The sequence below is a fragment of the Bradyrhizobium sp. URHD0069 genome (assembly GCF_000701345.1).
Taxonomy (GTDB): Bacteria; Pseudomonadota; Alphaproteobacteria; order Rhizobiales; family Xanthobacteraceae; genus Bradyrhizobium.
Genome location: NZ_JNIJ01000008.1, coordinates 60711 through 77242 on the forward strand (window position 1 = coordinate 60711; position 16532 = coordinate 77242).

A 16532-nucleotide genomic window follows, 5' to 3' on the forward strand; every position below is an offset into this window, starting at 1 on the left:
GTATTTCCGGAGTGTTTCCGTGGGAGTGCACCCGACACTGGCAAGTGCAAAATTTTTCCGAAACGTGGGATCGTGAGAATTTGCTCCGGCGAAACGTCCTACGGATAAACGCAATTGCGTTCATCCCACGGAGATCAGCCAATCCCGACGACGAAAAGGGGTACACCGATGTTTTACGCCATCCTTGCCTATCATGTGGAAGCAGACGTCATGTCCTGGACACCGCAGGAGGATGCGGCGCTCATGGCGGATCTGCATCAGGTTCATGACCGGCTCAAGCAAGAGGGGCGCTTAGGGCCGGCGGCGCGTTTGGGTGCGACGAACAAAGCCCGCACCTTGCGAGGTCCCGGCGCTGGACTGGTTATCGATGGTCCGTTTGCCGAGACCAAGGAACAGCTGTTGGGCCTCTATGTCCTGGACTGCGCCACCGAAGAAGCCGCGATCGAAGCCGCCCGTGACCTGCGCCGCGTCAACCCCACCGCAGTCTACGAGATCCGCCCCATCTCGCTCTATCTTCCCGGCGTCTCTTTTCCGACGACGGAGGCAGCCGGCGAAACGGATTCCTGACGCTGGCAATCCTGCGAAGGCGAAGCAGATAGGCATCACGTGTTTCGACAGCCCTCCTCCGAGATTTCGGAGGGCTCCTGTCTAGCCGCGACCGTGAACAAAGCGTGAAGTCGCACGGATGTCGCACAGACCGGAAAGCGCATCGTCCCCGAAGGGCATATTCTTTAATGATATCAATTTGGTGGGGAAGGAAGGACTCGAACCTTCGAAGCCATGAGGCGGCTGATTTACAGTCAGCTCCCTTTGCCACTCGGGACACTTCCCCTCTCAACAGCATCGCAACCCACCCGCCGAACTGGCGGAGGTAAGGCCATGAATGACGCTGAAACCAAGGACCCGATCACGGGCTCCCAGTTGGCGCGTTTATGAGGGAAGCACCACGGCAAAGTCAACCAACGCCGGCCGCTAAATAAGTGCTTATGGGGGGCCCAAATTGCCATTGTTCTGAACCCATGACACAAGCCTGCTATGAGCGATCGCGACCAAAAGCAGCAGTTCCGGCGCGCCGGCAAGGCACCCGACAAGGGCCGCGGGTCAGGCCGCCGGCCGGTCCGGCGCGACCGCGACGCAAACCCTGACGGTCCGGCCATTCTGTATGGCTGGCATACGGTAGCGGCGGCGCTGGCCAATCCGCAGCGGCAGATTCGCAAGCTGTGGGTTACGGAAAACGCTGCCCGACGGCTTGCCGACGACAAAATCGACACCCGGGTGACGCCGGAAATCGTGCGACCCAGCCTGATCGACCAGCGCCTCGGGCCGGACGCCGTGCATCAGGGCCTGCTGGCGGAAGCCGATCCCCTGCCCTCGCCGGATCTCGATATGCTTGAGCAACAAGGCATCGTGCTGGTGCTCGACCAGATCACCGATCCGCATAATGTCGGCGCGATCATGCGCTCGGCGGCGGCTTTCGCAGTCAAGGCGATCGTCACCACCGCGCGCCACAGCCCCGAAGCCACGGGCGTTTTGGCGAAATCCGCCTCCGGCGCGCTGGAGATGGTGCCGCTGGTTACGGTGCAAAATCTCGCGCGCGCGCTCACGGGCTTAAACGATCAGGGCTTCATGACGGTTGGGCTCGACAGCCAGGGCAGCGAAAATCTTGGCGCGGTCGCCTTGCGGCAACCCTTGGCATTGGTGCTCGGCGCCGAAGGCAAGGGCTTGCGGCAGTTGACGCGCGAGACCTGCAGCGTGGTGGCGCGGCTCGATATGCCCGGCGAAATCAAGAGCCTCAACGTGTCGAACGCCGCGGTGCTGGCGCTCTATATCGGCGCGGTCCGGCTCGGCCTGATGGGCTGAAACAGCAACCCGCTCGCATGATGCGAACGGGCGCTGATATCCAGGGTTAGGTTCCGGCGGTCAGTTGTAGCGTCGCAGCACGCGTTCGCGCTGACCGTAGTAGCGCGGCGCGCGGCGATAGCCATCCCAACCGGGCAGCGCGCTTTCCTGATAGGTCGGGACCGGCGCCCAATTGCCCGGGCCGGTATAGGTCGGGCCCTGGTTGACGTAGTAATATTGACGCACCGGATCGGGCAGCCGCTCACGGGCCCAGCCGCCACAGCCGATGTTGCAGCCTGTGTAGACCGGGGCCGGGGCAACGTAGACCTGAGGCTGCGCGCACGGGCTGCCATAGCCGCAGGGCGAGCACGAGCTCTCGAACCATCCGCCACCGCACGCCATCGCGGGCACAGCGCTCGCGGTCACCACGGCAAGTGCCGCTACCAATCCTGAAATCGTCTGACGCATTATTCTCTCCTGTAAATTTGTTTTTGTTGGCGGGGCTTTAGCGTGGAAACTTCTAAGGCTGTCGATGCGGAAAATCCTGCGGCTTGCCGAAATCGCGGTCTTGCGGCGCGACGATGATCGGCGGCGGATAAAACGGCACCTCGGCCTGCGCCGGCGGAGTGGATTGCGCAGACCATGATTGGTGATAGCTCTCCGCGGGCTGCGGCAGCCTGCGGTTGGCCGGCGGTTCGATTTCGAGACGCCCGTAGCCCGGCACGTGCCCGGCGCTCGGATAGTAATGACCGACGTTCGGCACGGGATCGACGTAGCGGCCGCCATAGATCGTGGGCTGCACTTGCTCGCCCTTGCCAAGACCCCACGCGCCTTCAACGACTGCGTAAGATGCATCAACGCCGTTAATGATGATGGGCACGCCAGGGCGACCTGGAATCACGATATCGAAGCCGCCGCCAGCCAAAGCCGGCAGGGTCGTGCCGATCAAAATTGCCAGTGCGAGTCCGCCGCGCATGGTTTCGGTTCCGATTTCTCGCGTGTATTTCCGCAAAGGGTGCGCACCGGTTTTGCGATCAAAATACGCGCAACTCATAAAACAGAGCTTTTTCTTGCAACAAATCGGATTCCGCTCGCCGCAAGATGCTCCAGCGCAGCCTAACCGACGGCGCGCCGGCAAGGGTTAAATCCTCCGACCAAACTGCTGGTAAGGCTAACACGCAAGCATTCGCGCTCGTTCAATTGCAAGCGATCGCGATATGAAAACGTTAACGCCGCCCGGCGCGGGCGTATTCAGGCGCCGCCCGCATTATCGCGAAACACTTCATCGAAAAGGCTTCGCATCGACGCCCAGGCGCGGCGGTCGGCCTGCTCGCTGTAGAGCGCGGTGCGCATCATCGAGCCGTTGGCGGCGGGATTGGTGAAGCCGTGAAGCGTGTTGCCGTAGCTGATGACCTGCCAGTCCCGGACCTCGGCCGCGCGCATCTCGTCCTCGAACGCGTTGACCTGTTCGGGTGGCGCCAGCGGATCGTCGGCGCCGGTACAGACCAGCACGCTGGCTTTCACGCTTCCGGATACCGCAGGCGTCTTGGTTGCAAGGACGCCATGGAAGCTGACGACGGCCTTGAGGTCGGCGCCGTCGCGCGCGAGCTCAAGCGCCACCGAGCCGCCGAAGCAGAAGCCGATCGCGGCCATTCGGTTCGCATCGACCTGCGGCAAGGCGGTGAGCGTCGCCAGCGCGGCGCGGCCGCGGGCACGGATCGTTTGCGGTTCGTTGCGGAGATCGCCGACCAGTCTCGCCACTTCCTGCAGATTGCGCGCCTGCCGGCGCTCGCCGAACATGTCGGCGGCGAGCGCTACGTAGCCGAGCTCGGCCAGCATGCGGGCGCGCGCCATCGCGAACTCGCCCAATCCCACCCCCTCGTGAAACACCAGCACGCCTGGCCGCCGCTCGGATGCTTTCTCGTCATACGCCAGATATCCACGCAAATTCACTGCGCCGTCGCGGTAATCGATATCGTCCATTTGCATCGGCGGCCCACCTTCACTTTCTCAAAACGCCGAGGGGAACTTCACATCGGTTTGAAGACAGTACAACCCGGATTCGGAACATCCGTCGCTGCGGCCTGTTTTTCTCTCACAACGATCCGGGAGTATCAGCAATGACGAAACGAGGAGTTCTCGGTGCGGTGGCGGTTCTGGGCATTTTGATCGGAACACCTGCGATGGCGCAGGAAGCGATGCAGGAGCCCGGCGCCTATGCACAGGCCCATCCCTGGGCAAATGACTACTACTATGATTATGGCTACGGAGGTCCCGGCTTCTGGCCGGCCGACGTTGCAGCCGGCGTGATCGGCGGCGCGATCGGAACGGCGGGTGTGATCGCCACGGCGCCATTCCGTGCCGGCGATCCCTACGCGCCGTACGGCCGCAGCAGAGTCTATGACGATTCTTATGCCTATTACGGCGACCGACCTGTAAGGCGCATGGCAAGATGCGGCCTGCAGCCGGGTGCGACGTATCTCGGCCCCGATGGACGCTGGTATCCGTGTTAGCAGCACCAATGAATGAACCGAAAAGGCGGCCGCAGCGCCGCCTTTTTGGTGCCATCGCATCACATCTGTTTGAATCGCCTGGCCAGAAAAATGGGAACGTCCGTTCGGGCGCATACTTAGCCTTGCTGTCACAGTAACGGAGAAACGTATGACGAAACTCGGACTTCTTGGCGCTGCTGGCGTGATCCTTTCATCTGCGTTGGCAAGCCCCGTAATCGCGCAGGAGGTGGTCTATAACCCCGGCTATTGCGCCCAGTTCTATCCAAACGCCAATTGCCAGAACAAGGGACCAGGAAATCCCTACACCGGCAGTTATCAGCGCGGGGCCGCCTATCGCGGCAATGCCGCCTGGAACAACAGTTGGGACAGCAACGCCGGCTGGAACAATGGCTGGCGTGACAGCTGGAACGACAACCGGTGGAACGACAACCGGTGGGACCGCCGCTATAATTCCGGCTTCTGGCCCGGCGATGTCGCGGCAGGCGTCGTAGGCGGCGCGATCGGCACCGCGGGCGCAATCGCGACGGCGCCGTTCCGCGGAGATTCCTACGCCTACTACAACGGCGATTCCTACGCCTACTACAACAACGGCTACCGCGGCGGGTATGGCGGCTATACTGACGGCTATGCCGCCCGCAATGGCTTCGTCTGCCAGCCGGGCGCCTGGTATAGGGGCGCAGACGGCCGCCGGTACCTCTGCCAATAAAGCAGCCTCGTAGCTAAGGCGAAAAGGGCGGCCGCAAGCCGCCCTTTTTTCATGCTTTTCGACAACCGACGCGGGTTTGGGGTTCTAGCCCTTTGCGGGCAAGTCTGATATTGGACCTGCCGCAACAGCAGCGGAATCAAAGGATTTCGCTGACCACGATGCGTTTTCAATTCGCCGGTTTAGCTCAGCGGTAGAGCAGCGGTTTTGTAAACCGAAGGTCGGGAGTTCAATCCTCTCAACCGGCACCATACAAAACCCCGTAAATCGGGGGTTTCTTTCAAAATGTCGCTACTCGACAAGCCGGACATTCCGGAACAGACAGCGCACGTCGGACCACCAAAAGTCGGCACAATTGCGCCAGGAAAACTTCAGCCTGAAAAGCCTGCCATGCCCTATGCCCACGTTCCAACGGTGGTGGTCCCATATCGGCATCCAATAACCTATACATTTCACCAATACCCCAATGACACGTTCCCGATCGGGGATGTCGTCTACTTCATGTACAGCGCGGGCCGGATCAAAATCGGCTTCAGCAATGGCGTGGACCAGCGGCAACTAACTCTAGCCTCTGCCGGTCCCTTCCCGCCCGTCGTCGTCCTGATCGTGCGAGGGGCGGTTAAGGACGAAAGGATGCTTCACAAGCAGTTCGCCGCCGACCGGCTGCATGGGGAATGGTTCGCCCTTTCCAAAAAACTACGGACCTTCCTGACGCTGCGGCTGTGCGACACCGGCCGCGCCACGCTGGACAAAGCCGAGGCCGACTTTGTGGCGTTCTGCTCAACCATTGTCGGCGCCTACAAACCCCCAAAACGGAAGCCGCGGCCGCTCTGTGCCCATGGCAAGCCCGTGCACCAGTCCTGCTACCCATGCGAGCGCGAGCGTAACCTGAAGATCCTTGAGGAACTGAAAGCCGGAACGTATCGGACCTCCCGTTCTGCGCTGGGGGTGGGGTAGATGGTAGCCATCAACTTCTCACCGCAGTTCGCCGAAGCCGTCGCCGCCGGCCGCAAGACGCAGACCATTCGCCAGAGCGCTCGCGCTAGGGCTGGGCAGGCTTTGCAGCTCTACACCGGGCAGCGGACGAAGGATTGCCGGAAGCTCGCGGATGCCATCTGCGTCGATTGTACGTATGTCGGGCTTACAGCGCGCGGCGTGACCCTTGGGGACACGTCCCGATTTCCCGGTGACATGGACGACTTCGCCAGGGCGGACGGCTTCGCGGATTACGCGGCCATGTGGAAGTGGTTTTCAGAGCGCTACAAGACCAACAGCTTCACCGGCCACATCATTCGATGGCGGCCGAATGATCCCCCTCCCCGCTGATTGGAGAATGAGAGAATGAACGAATCTTGCCGATTTTGCGCGACGACACCCAACGCGGGCGAGAAGGTGTGCATGTCCACGAAGGAGGCCCGTCAGTGCGGTTGGATGGGCGAGTCCGACTGGAAGCGCTGGGAGCAAGCGAACCGCCCTAAGCGGCCACAAGCAGCGATCGACAATCTGACCAACCATCAAGAGCGGTGCGATATGGACGGCGTGATGATCAAGGTCAGCCGTCAAGCGCTGTGCGAGGTCTTAGACTATCTCGCCCCCACCCAACTGAATAGACGCTCCAACAGATAAGGATGAGAGAGATGGCGATTACTTTTTGGTACAAAAATTATCGCGGCGAGGAAGGCTATCGGCGGGCGACGCCAATTAGCCTGCGCTTCGGATCGTCCGAATGGCACCCCGCGCAGCAATGGTTGATGCTTGCCCATGATGATGAAAAGAACGCTCCGCGAGAGTTCGCCTTGGCGGATATGAAGGACATCATCGGGCGCGTCGAAATCCCGTTCGCCCAACCCCCGGCTACCCCTGCATAGGGATGGCTCACCCCCTCCGATCCGTCTCCTGCTTCAACCGCTCTGGGATGTAGTGATCGTGCACATGAGCCCGGCGACGCATCGTTACCCGCATGTCGGGTTTGTCTTTTGTGAGTTCGCGGAATTTGCGTGCTGCCGCTTCGAAGCCGTCGAATGAAGCAATCCGAATGTAATGCGAGTCATCGTCGTTGGAAATTTCGACGTAGTAATCTTTCTCTCCGACGAGACGGAGTGGCGTTTTGTCGAGGGGCATGTAATGCCTGTGTTTATTGGCTAACTTTCACTTTGTTGATAGCATGAAGCGTCGAGTTGTGGTAGGGTTTTTCAAATCAGGAACAGCAAATGAGCAACAACCTAAAGCTTGTAACCGGCTCTGAGAGCGCAACCGGCCTTGCTCAGTACAATACCTCGTTGCCCGCTCGCGAATTGAGCGACGAGTCCGCTTCCGCTCCTTGGAGCAAAGAACTCATCAAAGCTATCGCCATGGATATCGGCAAGGAGGTGGTTGCCTACATCGAGGTTCAATACCCCAAAGCCATCGAGGCAACCTCGTCCACTTTCAAACTATCTGTCCGCAACTGCATCTATAATCAGATCATGGCTGCAATTGAGGTGAACGACGCGGGTCAAATTGCAGCGAGGCTGGAAACGCGAAAGAAATTTCGCCGCCAGTGGACCGCCGCGTGGCGGAAGATCAGAGCCACCCCAACAGACACCGGGAGCGTGACGTGAGCGAACGAACCGAAAGACAGAACGTTAAAGTGTCGGTTGTCCAAAAGGATATATTTGGTTCCTTGATCGCCGATAATAAATATGATGACGACACTGTTGTTGAGGTTATCGAGTGGTTGCGCGGTTTGCTGGAGGTCGTTCCGCCAGAGTACCGAGCGTCGGCGCGTGTCGATCTTGATAGTGTCGGCGGGTATGAGGGCGAACACCACTCAGAAATTGAAGTGTATTACGAGCGCCCCGAGACAGACGAAGAGATGCGGGCGCGAGAGGACAAAACCCGCCAATATTTTGAGAACGAGGCTGCTAGGTTGGAGGGGCTTGCCAAACAAGCTCGCGCGAGACTGGGCGCTGCCTAACCATCCGTGCCCTGGTCCACACCATTCCCCGAGCCGATCCCCGTCAATAAACGGAAGTTACGAACCCTAAGAGATGCCGGGAACTACGTTGCAAAGCTACCGCCAGACGAACAGAAATTACCACACTGGCAAGCTGCAACAGAAGCATTGATTCTGGTAGGGAACGAAGGCGGTGATCCAATGTTACCGCGTATTGGAATGATGAGGGCGTTGAATTATGGCAAGCCACCTCCTGAGAGGGAACGGAAGCGGGCGAAGGTGTTTAGAATCATATCGAAGGATTGAGAGAGGAAAGGAACACGCTATGACAATCGAAGAGATAGTCGAAGATTTGAAGGACCGAAGGCGAGACGCCAGCGCGGACGTTGCAGAAAGCACCAAGGCTGCCCCGAATAGTTACGGCGCGGGGTATGATCAAGGTTACCTAGACGCCATAGAGGAAATTCTAAACACCACAGCGCCGCCGTCTTGAGCACCAAGCCCCATGACCAAAGACCCCTTCGACCAATTCTGGGAATGGGCCAACAAGGAATGGATAGTACAACTTTAGCGTCGCGTAATCACATCAACGCAGCGGATAAGTTCTGGAGGATTAAAGATGACGGCGACACTTGAAAAATTCTTTGACCAAGAGATCGAGCCGACGCCTCTATGCGGGAACTGCGAATATTTTGACGGCGGCGGAATGCAGCCGAATGGCACATGGATGCATCTTGAGGGTGACTGCCACAACAGCGAATCCGGTCGCTTCCAAACCAACCAAGGTCAGACCTGCAACAAATTCTTTCCGTGCAGTACCCGCTGGCCGGATGCTGACCACGGGTAACAGCTTCCGACCGATGAACTTAGCCGCTGCCCCCATGGCTTCCGAACATCATCAAAGTTGAACTATCCAAATGACCGAAAAAGATTCATTCGACCTCTGGCACGAATGGGCCAACAAGGACCCGGAAACCGATTACCGGACCATTGATTCCGATATCCACGAAGCTGTCATGGCTCTAACACCGGAGGAACGAAAAGACCGTGCGATAGTTAATGAGGCCGTGCGGCGTGCTATAATTATTTCGGATGATTTGGGAGAGAGATGAAAATGCATGGCATGTCACAGAAGCTTGCGAAGGCCATTGAAGCTGAAATGATCGCGGCTATCGTAGGCCCGGTCCGAAAGCAGCCCCAAACGGCTCTCCGGATGCGCGGCAACGCCTTCGAAACGGTTCAACTAGACGACGACGGGAACGTGATCGAGCCGCCGCCGCGATGCTGCTATGGCGGCGCTCTACACGCGCCGAACTGTAAATATTGGCTCACCTGCACCTGATCCCTGGCGCACAAACAAAAAAGCCGCGCCACCCCCGAAGGAATGACGCGGCTGAGTCTTGGGAGGAGCGTCGTCAAGAAAAACAGGGTCGCCCCTGCTATTACCTCTCGGCAATTCGAATTAAGTCATACTTCCCGCCAGCGACAGCAGCGCCACGGTCACCAGGGCGACGACGATAAGGCCGCGGGTCTACTCTAACGGCGTTAGAACCTTCGGCATCGCGTCCAAGACAAGCGACCTTAGCTGATCAAGGGATATCTCCCATCGCTCAGCCGTATGATCGCCGGGGCCTATCGAGATGACGTAGCGGTTGGGATCCGGGAATGTCAGGCGGAGATATTCGGCGCGCTTCTCGGTCACGCGGCGTCCTCTATCCGAGGGCACACGGGCTCGCCTTCACCTCGCCATTCCATGCAAGCTGCGTAGACGCCGTGATGCGTGTCATTCAGGATTGGGGTTACTTCCCACCCCGCCTTCTCCCAAACATGAACGAAACCTAGTGGCACGTATTTCATATAGGTGATTTTCATTCCGAAACTCGACTTTATGGTTTTTGGTGTTGTCGTGTCCCAACGATCGTCCCACAGAACGCGCCAGCCATTGCAGGCAAGAGCATCCACGGGTCGTTGACGTAATTGATTGCTGCGTACCCGCTGAGAGCGATAACGGCGCTGGCGTAACCTCCAGCAAGTAGAGACCGCTTGGCGTTGATAGCGAGGGTGTACTTTGCCCAAACGAGATCAAGAGCGAACAGCGCGGCGAAAACGATGAGGGCTTGCGTCAATAGAATGCTTTCGGATCGAAGCCGTGGTGCTTGCAGACGAGCGCGGAAAACTTCCGGAAGGCGGCGTTGTGGACCTCTTCGCTGCGGGCCTTGCTCTCCCAACCCATGATCTGCAGATGCAAATGGACCATCTCGTGCGACATGAACCGCATCAGGGACTCAGTGTAGGCGATGCCGTGGATGGACGCGACAATGTGATGGTCGCCGTCCCATTCGTATCGCCCGGCCTCTCGCGGTCGACGCGAAGTCCGAAATTTGATGTCCTCGTGGTCAGGTAGATTCCATTTGTTGAACGGCGGCGTGGTCCGCAGATATTCGTAGGCGGCAGCCAGCATTTCGGCATTAAGCGGAAGCGTCATCCGCGGGCCTCATACATGCTCGGCAGGATCAGGCCCGCGGTCGGCTGATAGATCGAGCCTTCGGAGGGGTCTCCCATCGCGATCGGGTGCCATCGGAGCATCCCGATACGCTCATGGAACACGACAAGGTTCTGTTGGGCGGGCTCTGGATCCGCGCGAAGGCTCTTGGCAAACTCGCCGTACCCGATTCCCGAGCCGTTGCCGAAACCGAACGGCGTCACGCAAGTAGTGTGGAAGTGACCGGAGAACACCTTGTAGACCGGGCGGCGCTGGCGGTGCTCTGTGTCGAGGATCTTCCGATGCCCCTTGATGATCGTGGCGGCCGGACCAATAAAGCCCGTTCCGCCTCCCGACCCCATGCGGTCTCCGTGCGTCAGTAAGAGCGGCCACCCGGCGGCATCAAAGTACGCATCAAACCCGCGGGGCCGATAATGCGCGATGGTCGGATATTGCTTCAGCGCCGCTTCGACAAAATCGGAAACCAGCGTGTCGTAACTCTGGATTGAGACGAGCTTGGTTCGTGGCTTGCCGAACGTGTCGCGCCCATGGTTGCCGACAACGGATATCATCTCAATCGGGACGGGCTTGCCGAACCGCTCCAATAGCTCGAGATGCAGCCGAAGCACGCCGGCGGAGATGTATTCCGCCGCCCATTTGGTTTGCTGGTAGGCCGTGCCGGCGTCCGTCTCGGCGTGTTCTGGATGCAGACCATGGCCAGAGATCAGATCGCCGCCCAATAGCACGCAGACCTTGTGCGGAGCCGCGTCAGAGGCGGGCCATGCCGAGGTGGTCAGTATTGACGTCGCGTTGAAAAGCCTCCCTATGCGCTTCTCTGCGATCTCCAGGTTATATTCATTGACGCCCATGACCTCTTCGCGGTTGACGACTTCGCCAACGTGAAGGTCTGAGAGGTGCAGGACGACGGCTTGCTTGCCGGAATGTTTGGAGATTTTGGCGGGGCGAGGTTTTGCGATCGGCTCGGCCGGCGCGATCTGCAGTCCGAGGATTGATGCCCGGTGATCCTCCGCAGCCGCAAGCCGCTCTGTGAGGTTGGCGCATACGCTCTTGAGTCTGGTGATTTCGCTCGAGAGACGGTGCCGTTCTACAACGTCAAGGCCCGCAGCTGGCGCGGCAGTTGCCTCCGTACCATTCAAGCCACGTTCGTGGTAAAGCTTTATTCGCCATTTCAGGCAAGTTACCGTCCTGTCAATTGAGCGGGCGGCCTCCGAAAGCGTAGGATACGTTTGACTCGCATGATATGCCTCTCGGCATTGCTCGTCGGTCGGCGGCGGGGACCACACCATTAAACACCGCCCGGCTGGACGAAACAGAACACGTAGCCACCGGGACTCATGAACACGACGCCGTGCCCGGTTGGATTTGCTCTGTCCCACTTCAGCTTGTGGTTCGGTATTTCGATCTCTGTCCCGTTGGGGACGTGCGGCCGTCCTAAAGGTTCATCGGGCCTGTCATCGGTAATGGTGGCGTAGGTCTTGCCGTTCCTGACGTGGATTTCATCAGCCCAGTAAGCGTCTGCCTCTCCGCAACATGACGCGGCGGGATTGTCTGGCTGCATCAGGCCGCGATACCATTCGCGGATTGTCGGGTCTGAGTTTTCCCACTGGCCAAGATCGCGGGCGTAGGATGGCTTGAAGCTAATTGAGTAAAAGAAAACGATGAGAGCGCCCATGACAACGAGCGCCCCCGTGAGAGGCCAGTTAATGTGCTTCATGATGCCCTATATGTTGAGTGAATATTTAAGGCCGGAGCACGGGGCAAAACTGCCCGTGTCGAGCTTGCAATAATCGACCTTGACGGACTTCACTGGCGCTGGTCGGTCCATCCACATGCAGAACAATGCTGCGAGTGTTGCGGAGAGGATGACGGCGCGTATCATTTTGAGAATGGCAAATACTTGGATGCGAACGAAGCGAGGAAGCCAGCCATGGCTGCCATGCAGACGATCAGCCATCGCATTCCTCTGGCCTGCATCAATAGGTCGTGCATCGCGTTGACCTTTTTCTGCATGTCATCGAGTTTGGCTGTTATGTGATCAATCTCGGTCTCCAGGCGGATCACTCGGTCTCGGGTATCGTCGCTCATCGCGACACCACAATTTGTTTACGACTTGTCGGCATTGTCATTCTCAGCTTTCATGGAGAGACGGCTCATGAGAGTTAGGGGCGTCGTTGCGTTACAGCGCAGCGGCGTCCCGTCTATTTCCAGCAGCGTAATCGCTTGCCAGTGGCGTTATGTTCGCGAACCTGTTGCACGGTCATCGCCGTGTCTTTCTTCGTGGAATATGTGATTGCCCGCCACGCGATGCATTGGCCTTCATTGTCCGTCACGGTCGTACCCATCCCGCTTGTTTGGCAACCAACGAGAAGGCTTGCGAGCAACGTCACGAACAGCATTAGCCCGAGCGCTCTTAGCATTGTTAATGGCATTATCGCGCGCAACGTCCCACTGTGCTTGAACACGTTTTTCACCTGCGGAAACTCCTATTGTGAAAGTGATCATGACGGCCGTGATGACCGCGGCGGCCCAAAGGAAATGCGTTTTAAAGACGGGAGAGAACCACGCGCCCGCCAGACACCCGGCGATCAATAGCCCGCCGGTGCCGTAGCTTGCGACTAGAGGCCAAATTCCGGCGAACGCGACGCTGAGCAAACCGATCATTTCTGCCACCATGATTTTGCTACCCGAACAGGTGCGGGCTTCTGCTCGAGGCCGGCGAGGCACAGCTTGCGCTCTTTGTCGCGACGGTTGATGAGGCCCTTGACCACGCGGCCTTGCGCTCGCGTCCACTGCATCAGAGCTTCACAGCCGCCCCGGATGTCGCCTTCGTTCATCTTGCGAATGGTGGTAGATCGGCAGGCGCCAGCCGAACCGACGTTGTAGGCAAACGAAACCAGCGCGGCCCGCGTGTAGTCGGGCAGCGTGACGCTGATGCAGCGCCCGATCTCAGCGTCGTAGCGTTTGAGTTTGACGCCTAGCAGGTCGTCGCATTCCTGCTTGGTGAATTTCTGCCCGAGCTTGACGTTCTCGGTTTCGCCATAACAGGCGGTCACGGGTCGGCCTGTTCCGATCATGTCAACCTTGGCGACAAGCCAAAGGCCCTCATACGCCTTGACGGCGGGAAGTGCGGCGGCCAGGGCGGCGGCGCTGGCGACCGTGATGGTAGTTCTGCGGGCGTTCATGCGGCCCCCGCTTCGTCTGCAGGAGGTGCCTGCTTGATGAGCCTAGCGACCGCGATCAGGCCATAGACGAGGACGTTCAGGCCCATGAACAGCCACGGGTTAAACACGTCCACAAAGGCCGCCAGGCCGAATGCAACGCCGTTCAGCACGCCGGCAAACAGGGCGATTCGCACCGTCCAGAGCCGGTGGACTTCCCGGCTGGCGTTATCGATCAGGCGCATCAGATCTTCGCCACTACGGCGTCATACCAGGCCAGCAACTTTTCTTTGCCGAACCAGACGACCGCGCCGCCAACAGCCGCACCAACGATAAATCCGAACATTTTCAGTCTCCTTTCAGGTTTGAAGTCACAGCCATCCCTCGCCAAAAGACGATTGAGGCATGGTTCGTTCTCTTTTCACTTTGGGGTTGTGGTGGTAGATTTGTCAGCGGCAAAGGGTGGGGGATGGGGTCATGATCAAAACAATCACTGCGTTCGCCGCGCTGTTGGTAGCTGCGGCCGTGCCTGCGACGGCACAACAATCCAAGCCTGGGATACTTGACCAAATCCGGTCGGCCGAGCCGCCTGAGGCGTCGGGACAATTCCCGCCGAAACCTAAGGTGTTAGATCTGATCGGAATCGCGCCGTTCGGCCAGATGATCGTCAGGAGCCGTGACCCTGCACCAACCTCCACTACCCTCACCACGACATCGTCGTTTGGGAATCGTTCTAGCTACCGCGGCCAATCGAGCTCCTCCGACCAATCCTTTTCTAAAAGCCAAACCTTCGACACCACGCCGCCGCCGCCCATCCAGACATTGCGCGTATTCAACGCGAGCATTTATGACATCAAGGATCTGACGATAGAATGCGGCTACCTTGGCCGCAGCGGCACACCCCTTGCCACGACAACGCAGAAGTTTTTCGAGATTTTCGGAACGGGCAGGAAGGCGAATGTCGACTTTGAGCCGCCGCTCGCGCCGCCCGGTGCAGTCGACCTCGGCTGCGCGCCGCGAGATTTCGAGTACGTTGGCGTAGGTGAGCCGCCACCGCCCCCAGATCCATCGCCGCGCATATTGGCACGCGACCCGAGCGTTCCGTGGATCAGTGACGTCCATACCGAGCCGGGCGTTCGCATCACGGACGGTTTCGGAAGGCCGCTTAAACGGTTGGATTATTGACTAATGGTTGACGCAGCAAGCGCGCCGCTCGCCAGGACATGGGGCGCAATCCCGGCGATCTTGGCAACGCTCGCTATCTTGGTAGCCGGTTTCGGTGTTTTCCCGTTCGTTCTTTATGGCTTCGCCCCTGGATTGGGCGGGCAGTGGAATCCGCGGACGCACTACGGAGTGTTGCTGGCGTCACATGCGCTGATGGTGGCTCTGGTCTTGTTGGCTTCCGGCGGGACCAGCAAACTCGCACTCACCCGCGGGCGCGGCTTTGCAGATATTTTCGTGGTTACGGGCATCACCATCGGCGCCATCATTTTGGTAGTATTTGCGGCGTTCGCGCTGGTCGTGTGGAGTGGGGTTAGTCTGACGGTGCCACAAATTACAACCCACGGAGGATTTTGGCTGACTCTAGCGGCGATCGTGGTCGGGGCTCCGCTTTCGGAAGAACTATTGTTTCGCGGCTTCCTGTTTCCTGCGCTCGCGCGGTCTCTTGGGGCAATCTGCGCTGCCATCATAAGCAGCGCACTTTGGACATCAATTCACTCGACTCTCGTTGGTCACACGCCTCTCCCATGGCATATGCTCGTTATATTCTTCCTGATGGGATTGGTCCTCGCTTGGGCGCGGGCTCGATCGGGCAGCGTCTGGCCATGCATCCTCGCTCACGCGATGTTCAATACGATGCCGGCTTTGCGGATCGCTTACGGCTAAGGCCCCGGCGTAGCGTCGGTCACGGTCCCGGTCTTGGTGAAATCGCCCCCGCTGCCAGTGTTATTCGCAACGTCACTAGCCGGTCGGTTAAGGCGATACGTCGGCACTCCAAAAGCCTCTTCAGCAATCGCAGTATTTACAGGCCGTCCGCCGCTGATGAATTTGTCGATGTTCGTGGTCGGATCGATGTACTGACCGACCCAGATTTGAATATCGGCAAAAGCGATCCGAGGCCCAGCGATGCCGTCATAGGTCGGAATTCCAATCGGAATGCCGTTCAACTGCAAAGTAAAGCCTGGAACGAAGAACTCCGCCGAACCGCGCACGTTAACCCCGTCCAGATATGCAGGCGCATAGTAGGGCTGAATGGGTCCGCCAGAGCTGCCGTCAGCGCCGGTCGCGCTATACCAAAGCGTACCGTCAGAATCTGATCGGCCCCTTGGCGTAAAGTCCCCAGTTGTTAGGACCGCGACCTCGCTGCCATTAACAAAGGCCTTAGCAACTCCCCATGAAGTAGCATCCGCCTGGTCGTCAATGTCCGCAATATCAGCAATCGATCCAACCCTCGAATCGGCACTGACATCGATAGTTAGAAACAGATGAAACCAAGTGTCGATCCTCATGCCGGGACTGGAAAAATCGAAGTTCGTCCCGGCAGAGAATTGGTTGGTCCCTATTTCAGCGCCCAATCCGTGTCCCTTGAAGTTATTGTCGGGATCTCCCGTAAAGCAGTCCTCGGACGTTAGAGCGTTTGTTACCCCACCCAGGCCGCAGCCGATCGATCCCGACGTTCCGTCGCCCGTATAACTAAGGAATAGACCGCCACCATTCGCCACATTGGGGCCAAAGCCGAAAATGGCTGCCCCCGTATCGGCAGCGCCGAGGTATTTCACCCACATGCTGATGGTGATCATGGGCGAGTTGGTGGCTGTAGCCGATGCCTGATTTATGTAGCCCATCAGATGTCCACCGGGCTACTTGCTTGTGAGAGATA

Annotated in this window: 25 protein-coding genes and 2 tRNA genes; 15 read left to right on the forward strand and 12 right to left on the reverse strand. The window is 58.7% G+C overall.

Going from position 1 to position 16532, the window contains the following annotated elements; all coding sequences use genetic code 11:
- Positions 1-168 precede the first annotated feature (168 nt).
- On the forward strand, positions 169-567 hold the full coding sequence (locus N554_RS0101780) for a YciI family protein (RefSeq protein WP_029581902.1): 399 nt from the start codon (positions 169-171) through the stop codon (positions 565-567).
- Positions 568-746: 179 nt separating this feature from the next.
- Here the strand turns inward: N554_RS0101780 and N554_RS0101785 are convergent.
- A tRNA-Tyr gene (locus N554_RS0101785) sits at positions 747-832 on the reverse strand.
- Between the two features lie 203 nt (positions 833-1035).
- On the opposite strand from N554_RS0101785, the gene rlmB reads away from it, so the two are divergent.
- Positions 1036-1860 (forward strand): 23S rRNA (guanosine(2251)-2'-O)-methyltransferase RlmB, encoded by an 825-nt coding sequence (gene rlmB / locus N554_RS0101790; RefSeq protein WP_029581903.1) that lies wholly within the window; start codon positions 1036-1038, stop codon positions 1858-1860.
- Between the two features lie 60 nt (positions 1861-1920).
- Here the strand turns inward: rlmB and N554_RS0101795 are convergent, their stop codons facing one another.
- The 3 genes from N554_RS0101795 to N554_RS0101805 form a co-directional block, all read right to left on the reverse strand.
- Positions 1921-2307, reverse strand: a complete 387-nt coding sequence (locus N554_RS0101795) for a hypothetical protein (protein ID WP_051677249.1) — start codon at positions 2305-2307, stop codon at positions 1921-1923.
- Between the two features lie 52 nt (positions 2308-2359).
- Positions 2360-2815, reverse strand: a complete 456-nt coding sequence (locus tag N554_RS0101800; RefSeq protein ID WP_029581905.1) for a hypothetical protein — start codon at positions 2813-2815, stop codon at positions 2360-2362.
- A 275-nt stretch (positions 2816-3090) separates the two neighbouring features.
- Positions 3091-3828: a dienelactone hydrolase family protein gene (locus tag N554_RS0101805; protein ID WP_029581906.1), complete on the reverse strand. Its 738-nt coding sequence runs from the start codon at positions 3826-3828 to the stop codon at positions 3091-3093.
- A 131-nt stretch (positions 3829-3959) separates the two neighbouring features.
- Between N554_RS0101805 and N554_RS0101810 the strand changes: the two genes are divergently transcribed.
- The 11 genes from N554_RS0101810 to N554_RS0101870 all read left to right on the forward strand — a co-directional run bounded on the left by N554_RS0101810 (position 3960) and on the right by N554_RS0101870 (position 9102).
- Positions 3960-4352, forward strand: a complete 393-nt coding sequence (locus tag N554_RS0101810; RefSeq protein WP_051677250.1) for a hypothetical protein — start codon at positions 3960-3962, stop codon at positions 4350-4352.
- 148 nt (positions 4353-4500) lie between these two features.
- Complete coding sequence (locus N554_RS0101815) at positions 4501-5058, forward strand: hypothetical protein (RefSeq protein WP_029581908.1); 558 nt, start codon at positions 4501-4503, stop codon at positions 5056-5058.
- A gap of 173 nt (positions 5059-5231) precedes the next feature.
- Positions 5232-5306: transfer RNA gene (locus tag N554_RS0101820), tRNA-Thr, on the forward strand.
- 34 nt (positions 5307-5340) lie between these two features.
- Positions 5341-6012, forward strand: coding sequence for a GIY-YIG nuclease family protein (locus N554_RS37095; protein WP_081851072.1), 672 nt, complete (start codon positions 5341-5343; stop codon positions 6010-6012).
- The gene (locus tag N554_RS0101830) at positions 6013-6381 is read left to right on the forward strand and encodes an ASCH domain-containing protein (RefSeq protein ID WP_029581910.1); all 369 of its coding nucleotides are present in this window, start codon (positions 6013-6015) and stop codon (positions 6379-6381) included. It begins immediately after the preceding gene.
- Positions 6382-6396: 15 nt separating this feature from the next.
- Entirely contained in the window at positions 6397-6681 is a 285-nt protein-coding gene (locus N554_RS0101835; protein ID WP_036052174.1) for a hypothetical protein, read from the forward strand.
- 2 nt (positions 6682-6683) lie between these two features.
- A complete protein-coding gene (locus N554_RS0101840; RefSeq protein WP_051677252.1) occupies positions 6684-6923 on the forward strand; it encodes a hypothetical protein in 240 nt (79 codons plus the stop codon).
- Between the two features lie 342 nt (positions 6924-7265).
- Positions 7266-7655 (forward strand): hypothetical protein, encoded by a 390-nt coding sequence (locus tag N554_RS0101850; protein ID WP_029581914.1) that lies wholly within the window; start codon positions 7266-7268, stop codon positions 7653-7655.
- On the forward strand, positions 7652-8011 hold the full coding sequence (locus tag N554_RS0101855) for a hypothetical protein (protein ID WP_029581915.1): 360 nt from the start codon (positions 7652-7654) through the stop codon (positions 8009-8011). Before N554_RS0101850 ends, N554_RS0101855 begins: the two co-directional genes overlap by 4 nt.
- A gap of 598 nt (positions 8012-8609) precedes the next feature.
- Entirely contained in the window at positions 8610-8837 is a 228-nt protein-coding gene (locus tag N554_RS0101865; protein WP_029581916.1) for a hypothetical protein, read from the forward strand.
- Between the two features lie 70 nt (positions 8838-8907).
- Positions 8908-9102, forward strand: coding sequence for a hypothetical protein (locus N554_RS0101870; RefSeq protein ID WP_029581917.1), 195 nt, complete (start codon positions 8908-8910; stop codon positions 9100-9102).
- A gap of 1010 nt (positions 9103-10112) precedes the next feature.
- On the opposite strand, the gene N554_RS0101890 is transcribed toward N554_RS0101870, so the two are convergent.
- The 7 genes from N554_RS0101890 to N554_RS0101920 all read right to left on the reverse strand — a co-directional run bounded on the left by N554_RS0101890 (position 10113) and on the right by N554_RS0101920 (position 13896).
- On the reverse strand, positions 10113-10475 hold the full coding sequence (locus N554_RS0101890; protein ID WP_029581920.1) for a hypothetical protein: 363 nt from the start codon (positions 10473-10475) through the stop codon (positions 10113-10115).
- Entirely contained in the window at positions 10472-11629 is a 1158-nt protein-coding gene (locus tag N554_RS0101895) for a hypothetical protein (protein ID WP_029581921.1), read from the reverse strand. Before N554_RS0101895 ends, N554_RS0101890 begins: the two co-directional genes overlap by 4 nt.
- A gap of 149 nt (positions 11630-11778) precedes the next feature.
- On the reverse strand, positions 11779-12165 hold the full coding sequence (locus N554_RS0101900) for a hypothetical protein (RefSeq protein WP_051677273.1): 387 nt from the start codon (positions 12163-12165) through the stop codon (positions 11779-11781).
- Between the two features lie 203 nt (positions 12166-12368).
- Complete coding sequence (locus N554_RS0101905; protein ID WP_029581923.1) at positions 12369-12578, reverse strand: hypothetical protein; 210 nt, start codon at positions 12576-12578, stop codon at positions 12369-12371.
- 231 nt (positions 12579-12809) lie between these two features.
- Complete coding sequence (locus N554_RS0101910) at positions 12810-13163, reverse strand: hypothetical protein (RefSeq protein WP_156041728.1); 354 nt, start codon at positions 13161-13163, stop codon at positions 12810-12812.
- Positions 13151-13675 (reverse strand): lysozyme, encoded by a 525-nt coding sequence (locus tag N554_RS0101915; RefSeq protein ID WP_051677253.1) that lies wholly within the window; start codon positions 13673-13675, stop codon positions 13151-13153. Before N554_RS0101915 ends, N554_RS0101910 begins: the two co-directional genes overlap by 13 nt.
- Complete coding sequence (locus N554_RS0101920) at positions 13672-13896, reverse strand: DUF7940 domain-containing protein (RefSeq protein WP_029581926.1); 225 nt, start codon at positions 13894-13896, stop codon at positions 13672-13674. The genes N554_RS0101915 and N554_RS0101920 overlap by 4 nt, the downstream gene beginning before the upstream one ends.
- Positions 13897-14275: 379 nt before the next feature.
- On the opposite strand from N554_RS0101920, the gene N554_RS0101930 reads away from it, so the two are divergent.
- Both N554_RS0101930 and N554_RS37100 read left to right on the forward strand, forming a co-directional pair.
- Positions 14276-14836: a hypothetical protein gene (locus N554_RS0101930; RefSeq protein WP_156041729.1), complete on the forward strand. Its 561-nt coding sequence runs from the start codon at positions 14276-14278 to the stop codon at positions 14834-14836.
- Positions 14837-14839: 3 nt separating this feature from the next.
- Positions 14840-15538 carry a CPBP family intramembrane glutamic endopeptidase gene (locus tag N554_RS37100; RefSeq protein WP_029581928.1) on the forward strand — a complete coding sequence of 233 codons (699 nt, stop codon included), beginning with the start codon at positions 14840-14842 and terminating at the stop codon, positions 15536-15538.
- Here the strand turns inward: N554_RS37100 and N554_RS0101940 are convergent.
- Positions 15535-16497, reverse strand: a complete 963-nt coding sequence (locus N554_RS0101940) for a hypothetical protein (protein WP_029581929.1) — start codon at positions 16495-16497, stop codon at positions 15535-15537. The genes N554_RS37100 and N554_RS0101940 overlap by 4 nt on opposite strands.
- Between the last annotated feature and the right edge of the window lie 35 nt (positions 16498-16532).